16 protein-coding genes and 4 pseudogenes are annotated in these 14,907 nt (G+C 67.4%); 11 read left to right on the top strand and 9 right to left on the bottom strand.

Annotation, left to right across the window (positions count from 1 at the left end; translation table 11 throughout):
• The first annotated feature begins 10 nt into the window (after positions 1 to 10).
• Positions 11 to 946 carry an aldo/keto reductase family oxidoreductase gene (locus tag ACIBBB_RS05300; RefSeq protein WP_398978947.1) on the top strand — a complete coding sequence of 312 codons (936 nt, stop codon included), beginning with the start codon at positions 11 to 13 and terminating at the stop codon, positions 944 to 946.
• A 157-nt stretch (positions 947 to 1,103) separates the two neighbouring features.
• Here ACIBBB_RS05300 and ACIBBB_RS05295 read toward each other — a convergent pair.
• From ACIBBB_RS05295 to ACIBBB_RS05285, 3 genes and pseudogenes are all read right to left on the bottom strand, one after another.
• Positions 1,104 to 1,223 (bottom strand): annotated as a pseudogene (locus ACIBBB_RS05295) (IS5/IS1182 family transposase); the annotation flags it as partial.
• A 285-nt stretch (positions 1,224 to 1,508) separates the two neighbouring features.
• Positions 1,509 to 2,255: an aspartate/glutamate racemase family protein gene (locus tag ACIBBB_RS05290; RefSeq protein WP_398978945.1), complete on the bottom strand. Its 747-nt coding sequence runs from the start codon at positions 2,253 to 2,255 to the stop codon at positions 1,509 to 1,511.
• On the bottom strand, positions 2,252 to 3,784 hold the full coding sequence (locus ACIBBB_RS05285) for an NCS1 family nucleobase:cation symporter-1 (RefSeq protein WP_398978943.1): 1,533 nt from the start codon (positions 3,782 to 3,784) through the stop codon (positions 2,252 to 2,254). The genes ACIBBB_RS05290 and ACIBBB_RS05285 overlap by 4 nt, the downstream gene beginning before the upstream one ends.
• A 94-nt stretch (positions 3,785 to 3,878) precedes the next feature.
• Between ACIBBB_RS05285 and ACIBBB_RS05280 the strand changes: the two genes are divergently transcribed.
• From ACIBBB_RS05280 to ACIBBB_RS05255, 6 genes are all read left to right on the top strand, one after another.
• On the top strand, positions 3,879 to 4,517 hold the full coding sequence (locus ACIBBB_RS05280) for a helix-turn-helix domain-containing protein (protein WP_398978941.1): 639 nt from the start codon (positions 3,879 to 3,881) through the stop codon (positions 4,515 to 4,517).
• Between the two features lie 71 nt (positions 4,518 to 4,588).
• The gene (locus tag ACIBBB_RS05275) at positions 4,589 to 5,674 is read left to right on the top strand and encodes an alpha-1,2-mannosidase (RefSeq protein ID WP_398978939.1); all 1,086 of its coding nucleotides are present in this window, start codon (positions 4,589 to 4,591) and stop codon (positions 5,672 to 5,674) included.
• A 68-nt stretch (positions 5,675 to 5,742) separates the two neighbouring features.
• A complete protein-coding gene (locus tag ACIBBB_RS05270; protein WP_398978937.1) occupies positions 5,743 to 6,267 on the top strand; it encodes a GNAT family N-acetyltransferase in 525 nt (174 codons plus the stop codon).
• A 13-nt stretch (positions 6,268 to 6,280) separates the two neighbouring features.
• Positions 6,281 to 6,892: a Rid family hydrolase gene (locus tag ACIBBB_RS05265; RefSeq protein WP_398978935.1), complete on the top strand. Its 612-nt coding sequence runs from the start codon at positions 6,281 to 6,283 to the stop codon at positions 6,890 to 6,892.
• Positions 6,889 to 7,248 carry a DUF1330 domain-containing protein gene (locus tag ACIBBB_RS05260; RefSeq protein WP_398978932.1) on the top strand — a complete coding sequence of 120 codons (360 nt, stop codon included), beginning with the start codon at positions 6,889 to 6,891 and terminating at the stop codon, positions 7,246 to 7,248. The genes ACIBBB_RS05265 and ACIBBB_RS05260 overlap by 4 nt, the downstream gene beginning before the upstream one ends.
• 74 nt (positions 7,249 to 7,322) lie before the next feature.
• Complete coding sequence (locus ACIBBB_RS05255; protein WP_398978930.1) at positions 7,323 to 7,829, top strand: hypothetical protein; 507 nt, start codon at positions 7,323 to 7,325, stop codon at positions 7,827 to 7,829.
• A gap of 77 nt (positions 7,830 to 7,906) precedes the next feature.
• Here ACIBBB_RS05255 and ACIBBB_RS05250 read toward each other — a convergent pair.
• From ACIBBB_RS05250 to ACIBBB_RS05240, 3 genes and pseudogenes are all read right to left on the bottom strand, one after another.
• Positions 7,907 to 8,065, bottom strand: a pseudogene (locus ACIBBB_RS05250) (IS5/IS1182 family transposase); the annotation flags it as partial.
• Positions 8,066 to 8,149: 84 nt separating this feature from the next.
• The gene (locus ACIBBB_RS05245; RefSeq protein ID WP_398978928.1) at positions 8,150 to 8,707 is read right to left on the bottom strand and encodes a dihydrofolate reductase family protein; all 558 of its coding nucleotides are present in this window, start codon (positions 8,705 to 8,707) and stop codon (positions 8,150 to 8,152) included.
• 273 nt (positions 8,708 to 8,980) lie between these two features.
• Positions 8,981 to 9,315: pseudogene (locus ACIBBB_RS05240) on the bottom strand (transposase family protein); the annotation flags it as partial.
• A 53-nt stretch (positions 9,316 to 9,368) separates the two neighbouring features.
• Here ACIBBB_RS05240 and ACIBBB_RS05235 point away from each other — a divergent pair.
• Positions 9,369 to 9,632, top strand: coding sequence for a DUF6221 family protein (locus ACIBBB_RS05235; protein WP_398978926.1), 264 nt, complete (start codon positions 9,369 to 9,371; stop codon positions 9,630 to 9,632).
• A gap of 601 nt (positions 9,633 to 10,233) precedes the next feature.
• Here the strand turns inward: ACIBBB_RS05235 and ACIBBB_RS05230 are convergent.
• Positions 10,234 to 10,737 carry an NUDIX hydrolase gene (locus ACIBBB_RS05230; protein ID WP_398978923.1) on the bottom strand — a complete coding sequence of 168 codons (504 nt, stop codon included), beginning with the start codon at positions 10,735 to 10,737 and terminating at the stop codon, positions 10,234 to 10,236.
• A 506-nt stretch (positions 10,738 to 11,243) separates the two neighbouring features.
• On the opposite strand from ACIBBB_RS05230, the gene ACIBBB_RS05225 reads away from it, so the two are divergent.
• The gene (locus ACIBBB_RS05225) at positions 11,244 to 11,510 is read left to right on the top strand and encodes a hypothetical protein (RefSeq protein ID WP_398978921.1); all 267 of its coding nucleotides are present in this window, start codon (positions 11,244 to 11,246) and stop codon (positions 11,508 to 11,510) included.
• A gap of 327 nt (positions 11,511 to 11,837) precedes the next feature.
• Here the strand turns inward: ACIBBB_RS05225 and ACIBBB_RS05220 are convergent.
• A pseudogene (locus ACIBBB_RS05220) lies at positions 11,838 to 11,945 on the bottom strand (AAA family ATPase); the annotation flags it as partial.
• Positions 11,946 to 12,000: 55 nt separating this feature from the next.
• Between ACIBBB_RS05220 and ACIBBB_RS05215 the strand changes: the two are divergent.
• On the top strand, positions 12,001 to 12,720 hold the full coding sequence (locus tag ACIBBB_RS05215) for a DinB family protein (protein WP_398978919.1): 720 nt from the start codon (positions 12,001 to 12,003) through the stop codon (positions 12,718 to 12,720).
• Positions 12,721 to 13,085: 365 nt separating this feature from the next.
• Positions 13,086 to 13,403 (top strand): hypothetical protein, encoded by a 318-nt coding sequence (locus ACIBBB_RS05210; protein ID WP_398978917.1) that lies wholly within the window; start codon positions 13,086 to 13,088, stop codon positions 13,401 to 13,403.
• A gap of 228 nt (positions 13,404 to 13,631) precedes the next feature.
• On the opposite strand, the gene ACIBBB_RS05205 is transcribed toward ACIBBB_RS05210, so the two are convergent.
• Positions 13,632 to 14,729 (bottom strand): hypothetical protein, encoded by a 1,098-nt coding sequence (locus ACIBBB_RS05205; protein WP_398978915.1) that lies wholly within the window; start codon positions 14,727 to 14,729, stop codon positions 13,632 to 13,634.
• Positions 14,730 to 14,907 lie beyond the last annotated feature (178 nt).

Below are 14,907 nucleotides of genomic sequence, written 5' to 3'. Positions count from 1 at the left end.
GAAAACCGTCGTGAAGACCTTCACCATGCCCGGCACCGACATCCTCGCCCCGAACATCGTGCTCGGCCTGATGCGTATCGCCGACAAGACAGATGAGGACATCCGCGAACTCGTCCGCACCGCGCGCGATGCGGGCATCGACTTCGTCGACCACGCCGACGTCTACGGCGGCGAGCTGCATGATTGTGAACGCCGCTTCGCCGACGCGATGGCGCTGAGCCCGTCGCAGCGCGACGAGATCACGATCCAGACCAAGGCGGGAATCGTACCGGACGGGCCGTACTACGACTTCTCTTACGAGCACATCGTCAAATCGGTCGAGGGCTCACTCGCGGCCCTGCGGACCGACCGCATCGACATCCTGCTGCTGCACCGCCCGGACGCGCTCGTCGAGCCTGAAGAGGTGGCCCGCGCCTTCGATGAGCTCGAATCCTCGGGCAAGGTGCGCGCCTTCGGTGTCTCGAACCAGACCCCACGCCAGATCGACCTGCTGCGCAAGTACGTGCGTCAGCCCATCGTGGCCAACCAGCTTCAGCTCTCGATCACACACGAGCCGATCATCGCTCAGGGGGTCTCCACGAACATGCTCGCGGAGCAGCAGTCCGTCACCCTCGACGGCGGAGGGATCGTGGACTACTGCCGTCTGAACGACATCACCATCCAGGCGTGGTCTCCCTTCCAGGCCGGTTTCTTCACGGGTGTCTTCCTCGGCTCGCCGGAATACCCGGAGCTCAACGCCGTTATTGACCGCCTCGCCGGCCAGTACGACGTCCCCGCCATCGCGATCGCGACTGCTTGGATCACCCGCCACCCCGCTCAGATGCAGGTCGTGCTCGGCACCACCAACCCGGAGCGCGTCGCGGGCGCCGCCCAGGGCTCCGAACTTCGACTCACCCGGGCCGAGTGGTACGAACTGTTCCGCGCCGCGGGCCACCTCGTTCCCTGAATCCGAGGGCGGGGGAGCACCTGATCATCCGGAATCGGACCGCACTCCCGGTGCGGTCCCGCAACTCATGCCCAAGGCGAGGTGTACGGAACGAGCGGTGTAACCGAGACCGTGCCCTGGTGGGGGTTGAAGTGTCGGCTGCGGGGCGTGTCTCGGGGAACCGGCGATGCGCCGTCGACTTCGATATCCCGAAGCAGGGTGGCAACGCCCGCCATGCACCTGCGTGAGCGGGCATTCGGGCATCCGGGCACGCCCGGGTGGCCCCCGCCGACCGACGGTCGACGGAGCCCACATCCGTTGTCTCCGGAGTGATGTGGCGGTTTCGCACCCGGAGGGGCAACCGCCGCCGGCCCCCCGGCTCCACCCGCACCTTGACCACCGATCACCCCGTCCGTGCCCGAGCGAGCCGTACAGACCGGTCTCGAAGAGGATCCAGAGCCCGAGCAGGAGGGTCACGGTCCGCGAGACGAAGGCTCCCTCCTCGAAGATCCCCGGCTCCTGGTACGAGACCCGCCATCGGAATGCCGCTCTTTCCGTGTCATCCATGAAGCCAGGACGAACGTCAGAGGCTGAACTCGCTCAGTAGGCCCGCGTACTTCTTCGGCGGCGGGGCCGCGTACTCGCCCCGTTTGCTTGTTCGCAGGCCCAGTGACACCAGCGACTCGACCAGCTTCACCGCCGCGCCGACGCCGTCGATCACCTGGGCGCCGGTCCGGCGGGCGAGCGTGGGGGCGAGGGGTGCCATGCCCGCGCAGCCGAGCACGACGACGTCGCACCCGTCCTCGTTCACGGCCGCCGTGCACGCCTCGGTCACGGTCCGCACTGTGGCCGGGCCCGGGTCGTCCAGATCGAGTACGGGGATGTCGCAGGCGTGCACGCCACGGCAGGTCTCGGCGAAGCCGTAGCGTCGCGCCAGGTCCCAGGTGCGTCCCGTCGTCCGGGGCAGCGTGGTCACGACGCTGAAGCTCCGGCCGAGCAGTACCGCCGTGTGCATCGCCGCCTCGGCGATCCCGATCACCGGCCCGGCCGCCAGCTCACGGGCGGCGTCGAGCCCCGGGTCGCCGAAGCAGGCGATGACGTATCCGTCCGCCGCGTCCGCTCCTTCCGCTGTCTCGCCGGCGGCGATCTCCGTGAGCAGGCCGGGGACGGCCAGCGCCTCGTCGTAGTGGCTCTCGATGGACTCCGGTCCCATGGCCGGGTTGACGGCGGTGACGACCGTCGACGGGGCGGCGGCCGTACGCGCGCAGCGGCCGATGGTCTCCGTCATGCCTGGGCTGGTGTTGGGGTTGATCACCCGGATATGGGTCATCGCTCGACCACGATCTGAGGGGACCGCCGCTCCAGCGCGACGAACGCCAGGAAGCCGAGGCCGCAGCCGATGAACCAGCTGTAGTCCGAGATCTCGGTCAGGTCCATGGTGGTGAGTTCGAGGTCGAGCAGCATCTTCGGTATGAGGACGGACGCGACCGCCGGGATCCCGCTGAGGGCTGTCGCCCAGACGGCGTTGGGGTTGTAGCCCTTACGGAACCAGTAGCGGCCGGTCGTCGACCGGGTGAACAGGTCGTCCACGACGACGTACTGACGGCTGATCACGTAATAGCCCGCGATCAGGATGCCGAACAGCGGCCCGATGAGCGCGCCGAGCAGACCGAGGGTGTAGTGGATGGCTTCCGGGTCGCTGTACCAGTTCCACGGTGTGAGCAGCACGGACCCTACCGCCGCGATCATGCCGCCGGCCCGCCAACTGATCTTCTGCGGGCTCACGTTGGAGAAGTCGAAGGCCGGTGAGATGAAGTTGGCGACGATGTTGATGCCGATCGTCGCGATGACGAACGTCAGCCCGCCGAGAAGGATCGCGAACGCCGTGTCGATGCGCTCCACGGTGTGGATCGGGTCGGTGATCAGCTCACCGAAGACGGGGACGGTGGCCGAGGCGGTGATCACGGTCAGGAGAGAGAAGAAGAGGAAGTTGATCGGCAGGCCGAAGAAGTTGCCCTTCTTGACGGCGTCGAACGACTTCCCGTAGCGGGCGAAGTCCCCGAAGTTGAGCATCGGGCCGGAGAAGTACGAGACGACGAGGGCGATCGCGCTGAGCATCACCGGGATCGAGGCGCCGAAGCCCAGGCTCTCGCCTTCGGAGAGGTTGAAGCTGATGTTCGACCAGCCGGCCTTGCTGACCAGGTAGACGGCCAGCACGATCATGACGACGTAGACCGCCGGTCCGGCCCAGTCGATGAAGCGGCGGATGGACTCCATGCCGCGCCAGAAGACGGCGGCCTGGGCGACCCAGAGGATCGCGTAACAGAGGTAGCCGAGCGGGGAGAGTCCCAGGAAGGTCGAGTCGTTGAAGGAGGCTGAACTCGGCCAGAACTTGAGGAAGATGATGAGCAGCGACTGCGAGGCGAGGTAGGTCTGCACGCCGTACCAGGCGATGGCGATGAGCCCCCGGATGATGGCCGGGATGTTGGCACCGGCGACGCCGAAGACGGCGCGGTTGATCACGGGGTACGGCACGCCGGTGACCTGGCTGGGCTTCGCGACGAGGTTGCAGAAGACGTTCACGATGAGGATGCCGACGATCAGCGCGAACAGCACCTGCCAGCTGGCCAGCCCGAGCGCGAAGAGGCTGCCCGCGGTGACGTATCCGCCGATGCTGTGTACGTCGGACATCCAGAACGCCAGGATGTTGTACGAGTTCCAGGACTGCTTCTTGACGGGGGCGAGGTCGTCGTTGGTGAGGCTGGGATCGTAGTGGGGCTCGGTGGCTTCGGTGGCTTCGGTGGCTTCGGTGGGGGCGCTGGGTGGCGCGACGCTCGGCGCTGCGGTGTTCTCGGCCATGAATGCCTCCGGGAGCGCTGTAAAGTCATTCCTTAACAGGGTGCGTCAAGCTAGCACTTGACATCTGTCGTTGTTTTTCGGCCGTGTAAAGGATGTGTCGCAATTGGTGGGCAAGGAGTCGGGGCGGGGGTCGGGCACGTCGGTTGACGCGATCAGCTCCGAGCGCCTGGGGCTACGGCTCCGCGAACTCCGGCTCCGCTCAGGGAAGTCGCTGCGCGCGCTGGCGCGTGAACTCGGCATCTCCGCGAGCGCGGTGTCGCAGATCGAGCTGGGGGCGATGCGCCCGTCGGTGAGCCGGCTGATCGCGTACGTCTCGGCGCTCGATGTACCGCTGGCGGCGGTGTTCGACACGGACGAACCGGAAGCCCCTGTCGAGGAGCGGGGGTTCGCGATCCGCCGCTCGTGGGAGGTCGACCCGATCCTGCTCGACGGCGGCGTCACCTTCCGCAGGCTGTCGCCAGCGCCGACGTCGGACGTCGAGTTCTTCGAGTCGGTCTATCCACCGGGCGCGATCTCGAACGCACACGGTCAGTTCCTGAAGCACGACGGCTACGAGGTGGGGACGGTCACGCAGGGCGAACTCACCATCGAGTTCGGGGCGGACACGGACACGGAAACGGTGACGCTCGCCGCGGGTGACTCGATCACGTACCCCTGTCGTCGGCCGCACATCATCGGCAACCGGTCGGAGAGCGTGACGGCGGTCGCGACGTGGCTGATCATCCACCGTTGAGTCCGTTGAGTCCGCTGGACCTGCTGGACCTGCTGAGGCGCTGTCAGAGGGCGCCGATAGAGTCCTGACGTATGGAAGCGACCTTCGCAGACTTGTCGATGTCCCCGCCGCTGTGCGGCAACGCCGAAGTACGGACCGACGGTGGTGGGTTCGGCGGGGACCACGTCCATCTCGGCGCGGGCGGGAGCGCCACGCTGGACTTCGAGGTGGAGGCGGGCGAGACGTTCATCGAGGCGACGTTGAAGGTGACGGCGCTGGTGTCCAAGCTCGGGGGCTCGCCCGGCTTCGCACCGATGGACATCGAAGTCAACGGCGATGCGCTGGTGGAGTCCCTGATGCTCCCCGGAGGCGGGGACCTGCCCCAGACGATGGTGTTCGCGGTGCCCGGCGAGCTGCTGCGGGAGGGGACGAACACCGTGACGGTGCGCAGCTCCTCCAAGGCCGCCACCATGCTCTGGCTCTACCGGATCACTCTCGACTCGGTGTACGAGCGGGACCGCTCCGAGCGGGCGATGGGCGCGAAGGCCGCGGAGCGTGCGGTGTTCGCCTTCCGTACGGAGCGCCGGGCCGTGGGCGCGGACTGGACGGACGCCGGCAGGCTGCGCCTCTACGTCGAGCGGGGCGAGGGCTCCCTGCCCGCGCAAGTCTCGTGGCGCGGCGTCGACGGTGCGGAGGGCGCGGCCAGCTTGCAGTCAGCCATGACCGACTTCCTCGGCCACCACCGGGGCGCGGACGGCACGATGGCCGAGTTCCGCGGTCGGCTGGACGGCCGCTGGACCTTCCCCGAGGGCACTGTGGACGCGCCTCTGCACCACTTCCGGACGGAGGAGGGCTGGGGTGGCGGCTGGCACACCTCCGGTGACCTGCGCATCCTGGTGGACCACGGTGGGGCCGCGATGGAGCGCGTCACGTGGCGCGACCAGCGCACGAATGGCGGCTCGATCTGCCTGCAGTCTGATGGGTCCGGTTTTGTGGGTTTCTACCAACGGGTCAACGAGGGGCCGATCGGCTATCGGGGTACGGCTGTTCGGGTGGAGGCGGAAGGCCCCGCAGGGCAGAGCGAGTTGCAGGAGGAACTGGAGCGGACGGCACGCCAGCTCAAACTCGTCGCCGACGTGGCGGTCGACAAGCTGACCGACTGGCTCCGGACCCGCTGATTCAGCTGATTCAGCGCTGGACGTGGTTGCGTAGGGTGAGTACGCCGCGATTGCTATGTTCCAGCACCATGGCGGCTCACTGGATCAAGCTCGAACTCGACGTACGCACCTTCGACGCGGCGCGCTTTGTGAAGTACGTGGAGCGTTGCCGAGCCGCCGGCATCCGGCTGACCACGCTGGCCGAGTTGGGGGACACCCCGCCCCACCGGCGGGAGCTCTACGCGCTCAACAAGGAGTGCGCCGCCGACATCCCCGACCGCGGCGAGTTCTACACCTTCGACGAGTACATCGAACTCCGGGTCGACGTCCCCTCCTTCGACCCGCGTGGTGTCGTCATCGCCCTCGACGGCGACACATGGTGCGCTCTCGCCGCGACATCGGACCGGCGGTCCGACGGCTTCGTCTTCAACGAGATGACCGGAGTCCGGGCCGGCTACCGCGGTCGGGGCGTCTCCCTCGCGATGAAGACGTTCGGGATCGGCTTCGCCCACCTCTGTGGCGTGGACAAGATCCGAACGATCCACCACCCTGCGAACACGACCGCCATCGAGATGAACCGGCGGCTCGGCTACGTGGACGCCCAGTGGCACTGACAGAAGGAACGGTATGGAGGACGCACGACAGGTGGTCAGTTCCGGATCCCCGTTGGAGCCGGAGATCGGGTTCTCGCGGGCGGTGCGGGTCGGGTCGTACGTCGTCGTCGCCGGTACGGCTCCGATCGGGGACGACGGTTCCACCGTCGGGCCCGGTGACGTCTACGCGCAGACCGTACGGTGCCTCGACATCGCCGAACGCGCGCTGCGGGAGGCGGGGGCCGGGACGGCGGACGTCGTACGGACCCGCCTTGCCCACCGGTCGCGGCGACACCTGTGCCCGTCCGGCCACCGCCTTCGGGCGCTCCCATTCCGGCCTGGACTCGGACTCCACTGTGAAACCGAAAGCGGGCATGTCTGCGCTCCTGAATGGAAGGGGCCCGACCCGCCGCCTCGCCGATACGCAATGACGAGGCCGACTGCGCCCCGTCCGACCAGGCAGGACAGCACGCGGCGCGCCACGCGGACCCCACATCCGGCCGACCCGCTCCCCGCCCTCCCACCTCGACCCGGCCGACTGACATCCGACAGGTCCAAAAGGGGTAAAGCGCCTATAGTGATCCATGCGAGGGGCTGGACTGCGGCACGCCGCGTCACCCGCGGGACCGACCGGAGGGCGAGATGAGCACCTACCTGATCAACCACCTGCGCATCCCCGGCGGCGTGCCGAACGAGCAGGGCCTGACGTACCTGGAGCGCGTCGAGGAGACCGCCAGGCCGTACGGCGGCAGATGGCTGGCGCAGGGCGAGGCGGAGGTGGTCGAGGGCGCCTGGCCGGGCACGGTGGTGCTGATGGAGTTCCCCAGCAGGGAGGACGCGCGGAACTGGTACGACTCCCCGGCGTACCGGGCGATCCGGCCGCTGCGGATCGACAACTCCATCAGCGACATGATCCTGGTGGACGGCGTCGGCCCCGACTTCACCGTGGCCGGCTTCGCCCAGCACGTGCGCAGTGCTGGTCGCCGCTCGGAGGCTCCATGAGCCGACCGGGGCAAGCGTCTGAGCCGGTGAGCCATGATTAGTGCTGGAAGCGATCGGCTGGGGGAGGAGTGCGGTTGAGCAGGACTGTGCCGGTGATCTCCGGTGAAGCGATGTTCTGGGCCTATGACGTGGCGCTCGGGATTCTCTTCATCGAGGCGGCACGAGTTGGTGAGGAGATACCGGCGGAGCTGCGGCCCTCGCGTTGGCCGGAGCTGGAGCAGGGGCTCCGCACTCAGGCGTTGGCGGGCAGCGGTTCCGCTGTCCCGCTCGACGACTTCGCCGTCGAGCAGCGACAGCTACTCCTGAGCTGCGTTGCGGAGGCAGCTCGCCGGATCGAGGCCCGCGGCGGCGTGAGCCGAGAGGAAGTCCCGACCTGGCCCGAGTTGGAGGGGAGTGTGACCAGCTTCCTACGCGGTGCAGAACACATCGCCGCTGCTCCGCTTGTTGAGCCGGCGGAGGCTCTGGTCGACCTGGCTGCCGGCACGCTCTCCCCAGCTCCAGCCGAGCGCTATTGGTACTACGGAACTCCGGAGGGGCGGATCGTGCAGGGCGGACAGGGAATACTGCGCCCCCCGTCATAGCTACTCGTTGATCACTGCGACCAGCACGGTCGCTTCGGAGTGCGCGGAAGCTGTCAAGGCCGAGGTCGCCGTTGGGTGGTACTTCGCCTTTTGCGGCGGCTATGAGGCGTGACGGCGAGTCCTGCGCATGGACAGCCACCGTGAACGATCGTCATGGCCTTGCTCACGGCAGCCTTCGCGCCCGATCCCTCGCAGAGTATGCAGTCGTCGCGGTTGCCGAGAAGGGGCCGACCAACTCGCTCTGGGGCCCGTTCCTCGTCCGTGGCTCGGTCTTACCCGCCCCGGCTCGGTCGTCGGCAGGTGAGACCAACCGGTATGGCTCAGCGGGTCCGGTAGCGCGCGTAGATCAGTCCGCTGTCGAAGGCACGCTGCTCAACCAGCCTGAGATCGAGGCGCACGCCGTCGGGGAAGAACCGTTTGCCGCCGCCTACCACGCTCGTGGTGATGAACAGGTGGTACTCGTCCACCAGGCCGGCCGCGATCGCCTGGGCCGCGAGGTTCGGGCCGTCGACGGTGAGGTCGTGGTCAGCCTCGGCCTTGAGCTTGCGCACCGCGTCCGGGTCGAAGGTCCGCTCGATCCTGGTCTTCGCGCTGGACACCGACTCGAGCGTCGTGGAGTACACGATCTTCTCCGCGGCCTGCCAGTCGCGGGCGTACTGCAGGATGTGCGGCGGCTGGTCGGGCTCGGTGTGCGCGGTCTCCCAGTAGGCCATCGTCTCGTACATCCGCCGGCCGTAGAGGTACGTGCCGACGGGGCGGAAGAGGTCGTTGACGAAGGTATGCACCTCCTGGTCGCCGGCCCCGGTGCCGAGGTCGCCCTCCGCAGCCTCGGCGTAGCCGTCGAGTGAGGTGATCATCGAGTAGATGAGCTGTGCCATGGGTCTCCTTCGGGTACGAGCGCGTCAGCCTGCCAACGGTCCCGCAGGCTGTGACCTCCGCACGACCCGGAACTCATCGATCGGCCTGCCGGCCGGTTCCGTCGACCGTCGGATCCCGGACGAAGCGAACCTCGTGGGCGGGTTGCCCGCGCAGTTCCGCGCCCTGACCACCCGCTGCGCGAAGCGAGTGGCCTACTACTGCTCGGAGATCATCATCGCGGCCATCGTGTGGTGGCCGCGCACCGACTTACAGCACACGCCCCGTCACGGGTGGACCAGGGCGCCGTCCACGAGAACACGGTGCCCTTGCGGAACCGCCACCAGGGCTGCAGGGCAAGCGCGGTGCCGAGGTGGTCGATGATGCGGTCGGCCGCGGCATTCGGCACCCAGAAGATCGGTGGGAGTTGGCGCGCCGTCAAGTCCGTTCGCCAGTAGGCCGACACCAGCAGCACCCGGTCCTCCAGCGGAAGAGACCACGAGCGATCCCTGCGAACCGGATCTGCGCCTTCGCGGCGCAGCGCGATCACCAGCCTCCCGAAGGAACGCGGACTCAGCCCGCTGAACGGGGCGATCGAGGACGGCTCCGAGGCCGTGATCACACCAGCCACCACAAGATCTTTTCATTGCCCGGCACAACACAACATGGGACGAGGAGGCCGATTTGGCCCGGCGCTGCGACGGTGACGGATGCGGGGAGTGGGCTGCCCACGGGCACACGGTCGACTTCTGCCAGGTTGACCTCTCCGGCTTCCAGCCCACGATTGCGCTGCATGTGGCTTTGCACCAACCGGCCCGCGTCCTGCGCGAGATCGAGGCCAAGCGGCGCATCCTGGCCCGTCACGCCCGCGACCCCTGGCCGTACCACGACTTGCGTGACCTTGCTTCGCCCTACAGCGACCATCCTGACTTCCCTGCCCGGACCTGAGGCGTGCGACGGGGCCGTGTGCTTGAACCGAGCCTCGCCCACTGAAGATCGTTTACGGGGCAGCCCTTAGGTGACCCGCCGACCGTTCGAGACTGGAAGGTTTGTCAGCTGTGGTCTCCCTGTCAGAAATGGCTCCGTGCTACTGAACTTGACCGGGTGATGCCGGGCTGTTTGTCGGACAGCGTGCCGGCCGCCTCGGGGCGCCCGAGGCAGTGATCGGCGGATTCTGCCCGATCCGACGCCCCTTTGTTCTCGCGCCTGCCGCACGCTGGCGGCCCGGCAGACGGTGGAGTCCACTGACACGGTCCAGGCGATGCCGTCGCCGTCGTCCGCTGCCGCCGGGACAGCGGACGAGGATCCGTTCCCAGGTGCCGTCCACGGCCCACTTGACCAGCCATCAAAGAGATAGGTTCTGGGTATGGCGGTGTTTCTCGAAGGTCGCGCGACGCGTATTGCTTTCAGTGCGACAGGAGTCAGACGGCGTGTCAAATCTGTGCCGCGGTCATGACATCATCCGGGAAAGCTGCGTGGTCCCAGAGCCGACCGTGCGAGTGGCGCGGGCGAGCAATACCAGGGGCACCACGGCCATGGCCATCTGCGACTACCTCAACGGCCCGTTGAGTGAAGTGGGGCGCGTGAGCGCGGCGATATAGGAGTCCAGGGACTGCACGTGCCCTGGGAGACCTTCGAGGAGATCCCACCAGCGAATCGCTGCGGTCTCCTCATTGGCCTGGAAGGCGCGGACTCCGGCGCAGTGACCTGCGAACACAGCCAGGTATTCGGCTCGCTGGTCGGGTGCCAGTACAAACCTTGCGTAGCCGATGAACCGCAACGGTTCGTGAGGCTCCTGCCCACTCTCCTCCAGCAGTTCACGCGTTGCCGCCTGACGAGGTGTTTCACCGTACTCGATGCGCCCGCCAGGAAGTTCCCAGGACTGGCGGTAGCGATCGAAGACCATGAGGACCCGGCCGGAACACCAGAGGGCGACGAGCGCCGCCGGCAGTGGCGCATCTCCCGGCGGGGTTCCCTCCTCTCCCTGTGTAAACGAGAGCAAGGTATTGCCGCGGTCATCGATTGCGAGCGGTCGGTCGTCGGAGCTGGCCACGTTCCGATGCTTCCCAACCGGCCGACTCGGGAAGCTCGCCGCCTGAGCACACTGCCGCCGGATTCGAGTGTCGGCTCCTGTCTACTCAGTCTTAGGGAATCGACTGCAGGACACCCCGCTCTCGGCGTCGTCAACAACCTCGGTCCCCATCACCGAGAAGCAGCACTGTGCCAACGGCCCGCGGTGGGACAGGGTTTCGTGCAAAGGGAGCTGGGCAACCGGCGGTCATGGCGGAAACGAGGAAGCCGACGGGACGCGTGGCCACGGCCATCGCACCCTTCTGGCCGCTGACGCCAACGATGGCGGGAAGAGCGCCACCACGATGGCCGAGCCGCGGAGGAAACCGTCGTGGCCGACGGCCACAGCGAGCACGCAGTTGTAGGCTGATCGCTTTCTGCGAAGCCACGGCCTGCGCCCCTTCATTGGATATCTCGGGCACGGGCGGGTGAATGCCCTTCGGCAGTGTCGCTCAGCGCCCACTGGTTGAGTTCAAGCGGATTGGATGTATGGCGTTGATGAAGCGAGTTGCTCTTGCTCCCCGTGCGGTGCGGCAGCTGCGCCGTGTCCGTTCGGTGTATGTGGTCGGGGTGATGCTGTCGGTGCTGGGCCTGGTCCTGGAGTCGGGCCGGGCAACCAGCGGCCGGCAGCTGGAGATCGCGGGGGTCTTTCTGGTGGTGTTCGCCGCGCTGCTCGGCTTGACCGTGATTCAGCTGTGGCGTCACCAGAAGACGGCTCACTGTATTACGGCAAAGAAGCTGACTCCCTCCCGCTGAGCCCGCCCTCCCGGGCCGGTTCCGCTCCGGAGTCGTACAGCTTCCAGTTTGTCAGGCCTCGTCTCAGCGAGACGGTTCTCCGGCCTTCCGGTCCTGCGTACGGTCGGCGATACACAGACACGGCAGCGGGCAGAACTCACCGGGCGAGAGATCAGCGCTGTCGTGCACACACCGGGTCCGGGCACACCCCTGTTTGAGCCTGAGCACCGCTTGCCGCTTCCACCGCAGGGATGCTCGTCGGTGCGGCGTCGCGCGTTCTGGAGATCCGCCGGCAGCGAGCTCGCGCTGAGATGGGGCCTGGGCGGAGCGGGTCTGGGCGAGGCGGTACGCCCACAAGCGCGGGTCGGTGAAGGTCTTGATCCATCCGGAGAAGGATTCGGTGGAGGCGATCGCGACGCTGTTGCGTTCTTCGCGCTCGGTCAGGACCTGGAAGAGGCCAAATCAAGCCGGGGAGGCTGGCTTGTCGGTGCTCGGACCTAGTATGCGGAGCATGACGCGGTACGTTGACGAGGATCTGCACGGTGCGGAGTTCCGCGAGTGCGATCTGACCGGGGCACGCCTGATCGGCGTCGTCATGCAGGATGCCGTGATCGACGGGCTCGTCACCAACCTCGTGGTGAACGGTGTCGAGGTCACCGAGTACGTCGGGGCAGAGCTCGACCGGCGTCATCCGGTGCGGGTGCTGATCCGCTCCGAGGACCCTGCCGATCTGCGCGAGGCATCGCGTCAGCTCCATGCTGGCTGGGCCGCCACGATCGAGCGAATCCGCCGTACGCCCGGCATCGAGCGCCGCAGCGTGAACGACGAGTGGTCGGCGGTGCAGACGATGCGCCACCTGGTCTTCGTCCACGACTCGTGGTTCCGCCGCTGCTGCCTGGGCTCGACGGAGCTGTTCACGCCGATGGGCATCGGGACGACCGTCGAGCCCTACCGTGGAGCGCACGGGCTTGACCTCTCGCTCGATCCGGCCCTCGGCGAGATCGTGAGCGTGCGTGACGCACAGGCCGCCGAGCTCGACGCCTGGCTCGACGAGGTCACCGCTGTGCAGCTCGCAGCGCGAGCGCCGGTGCCCGACGACGATGTCTGGCCGCCGTACGCCCGGGACCGCTTGGTGCGGCAGTGCCTCGGCACGGTGCTCAACGAGACCTTCGAGCACCACGGCTTCTGCGTCCGAGACCTCGACCTGATCGAGGCACAGGACGCTGAGTAGGGCCGTGGTCTTCTGCGCAACGGGCCATCCGGCAAGGTCATTTGCACAGGCGAGAACGGAGGGAACGGTTGTTGCCGAGTGCGGAGAGTGTCCGTGCATCGGTGGTGACCGAAGTGTTGGCGATCCTGGGAACCCCTTTCGGCGTGGCGGGCCAAGCTCGCGGTCAACGTCATCAGAGAGGTGAAATGAGGGTGCTTGTTGTCGCAGGACAGACAGCAGAACTGGAGTACGTGGTGGGGACGATACTCAAGGGCATGAGCCGCGTTCGGTGGCATGAGTTGACGCACGTGTACGGATCAGCGGCAGAGGTTCCGGGTCGGCTGTCACGAGTAGCGTGGGGTGACGCTCGGACGGGAGCTTCAGCATTGAGTGATCTCGGTCTGTGGCTCGGTGAGCTGGCTGTTTTCGACGCGACTGTTGAGGCGGTTCCCTTTCTGTGGGACCTCGCGGTGACCGACTCCGTCACCAGCCGGTCCGGCGTTATCGAGTTGCCGGAGGCGATCCTTGAACACGCCAATCCTCCACAGATCGAGGTGCAACGCGCAGCTCACCGAGGCGCGCTCGACGGCAGGACCATGGCGGAGGTGATGGCCCGTGACGAGGATGCTGCCGTGCGGGCAGCGGCTCGTGACTTGGTGACCGCAATCGACAACCACGTCTGCGAATCCTGCCGTCCGGCCTGACGTCAGGACCGCCCTCCCTGTCACCGAGGCCATCCACCGCAGTGCGGCTGGGAAGGGGCCGGGAGGTTGTATTTGCCGATGCTTGCTGTCAGGCGCGCGTGGGTGCTCGGGCGGTGGCGAGGTGGCCGACGAGCGGGAAGGTGTTTCGGCGTCGGCGGAGCGCGGCCGTATGCTCTCGCAGCTGATGATCAACCAGCCCTACGGCCGTCGCCGAAGTGCTTCGGACAGTCAGGAGGAATGCGGCCGCGTCGGCTCCGAGCGATTCGCTCGGCGGGCTTTGCGGACCGTGGCCTCGCGGATCGCGCCGTAGTACCGCTCGCCGTAATACGCCCAGGGCAGGGCTGCCACGTAGCCGTCCACCAACAGGAATTGCTCCAGTGCCGCGTCGTACCGGCGCTGCCGGAACAAGAAGTAGGCGAGCAGGTGGCGCAGTTCGGCGAGTCGAGGGTGGTCGGCCGGGGCGGCCGCGGCGTCGGCGAGGGCGGTGTCGACCAGCGACGTCAGCTCGGCGCTCCGGTACGCCGACGCCTTCACGGTCTGGTCGAAGTGGGCCTCGAACCAGGCGATGAGCGGGAACGCCGACATGAGGCTCCCCAGCGGTGCGCCCGCCGCCGCGCGTGCCGCGAACGCGTGAGCCAGGTCGTCGGACCCCCGCCACTTCGCGCACCAGTACTGGAGGGCGCTGAAGTGGGCCTCGAAGTGGTGCGGGGCGCGGACCGTCACCTCTGCCCACAGGTGGTCCATGTCCCCGTGCGGATAGCCCAGGCCGAGCGCCGTCCAGATCTCGGTGATGTACGGAGTCGGGTCGCCGGGGTTCAGTGCGGCGGCCCGCGCGATGTCCTCGCGCGAGCGGACCAGCGTTCGGTGGAAGCCGTCGAACTGTTTCCGGCTGGTGTGCGACGCGCTGTAGTCGCCACGTATCCGCCACGCCAGCTTCACCGTGGCGCGAGCCCGTACGATCGCCGCGTCGGGATCGTCGTGGCGCGCCTTCTCCCAGGCGAGGAGCCAACTGTCGTCCGCAGCCGCGATGTCGGCGAGATTCTCCGCGTAGATCGACCGCCGTTCCCAGTCCGTACCGGTGCCCGCGAAACGATCGGCGACCGATCGCCAGTCACCGGACCGGGCCGCCGCGAGGGCGGCCAGCAGTTCGGGCTCGGGGGGCGCGGCCAGCTCTTTGTTCAACTGGGCGACGGGCAGTAAACCGAGTCTGGTTGAGCGCGCGGACTGTCTGGGATTGGCGGAGGCGATCACGGAGTCGGGGCGACGGGTCTTGAACCAGTAGAAGATGCAGATCGCGCCCACGATCATGGGGAGATACCGAAGCATTGGGGTCCTCTCGATGGCGAATCGAGGGGACGGGCGACCACCGGACGCCTTCTCCCCACGACAGCTGGCCCTGTCGCCGGGGTGGGCACAGGGAAGGTGTGGGGGAGCAGGCCGAGTATCTCGCACCGTGCGTCCGTGAGGCAATGGATCTAGGTAGGTCTTGTGGATCAAGCTGAGG

Source organism: Streptomyces sp. NPDC051217 (genome assembly GCF_044455465.1).
Lineage (GTDB): Bacteria > Actinomycetota > Actinomycetes > Streptomycetales > Streptomycetaceae > Streptomyces.
The sequence above is the reverse complement of the archived record's forward strand: the minus strand, read 5'-3'. Positions and strand labels throughout refer to the sequence as shown.